At 68.3% G+C, this 575-nt stretch carries 1 protein-coding gene; it reads right to left on the bottom strand.

What is annotated here, in order from left to right:
* On the bottom strand, window positions 1-488 hold a 488-nt coding region (locus ACWGPE_RS19260), incomplete at its 3' end, for a LysR family transcriptional regulator (protein ID WP_452049357.1).
* Window positions 489-575 lie beyond the last annotated feature (87 nt).

Genomic DNA, 575 nt, shown 5'->3' with positions numbered 1-575 from the left:
GCATACAACCGGTCCGCCCCAATCAGCCTGGCCTGCAATGACAGTGACTCCAGGTCGGCGTTCTGAACCCAGCAGATCGCCAGATCGAGGCTGCCCTCGGCGACCCGGGCGGCCTGCGTGTGGGACGGCATCACCCAGGTGTCCACCCGCACCTGGGCCACCCCCGAGGCCCGCTCGGCCCAATCGGTCGGGCACCAGTTCACGTACCCGATCCGGACCGGCTCCGATACCGCCAGACCTTGTGCGCGCCTGCGCAGTTCGTCGGCCTGCTGGACCAGCGCCCGCGCCTCGGGCAGCAATGCGGTGCCCGCCTGGGTCAGCGCCACCGAACGCCGGTCACGGTCGAACAGGGTGACCTTGAGGTCGCGTTCCAATGCCTTTATCTGCTGGGACAGCGACGGCCCCGCGATACGCAGGCGCTCGGCGGCCCGGCCGAAGTTCAGCTCCTCGGCGACGGTGACGAAATAGCGCAGCTGACGTAGCTCCACGGTTCGAGCGTAGTAGGCGCAGCCTCTCAGCAGAGAGCCAACAGGTCCCGCCGAGCGGACATGACATCGCGCGCGACCACGTTGAGC

This window comes from Agromyces sp. NPDC055658 (genome assembly GCF_053618155.1).
This window is presented reverse-complemented; position numbering and strand designations above follow the sequence as displayed.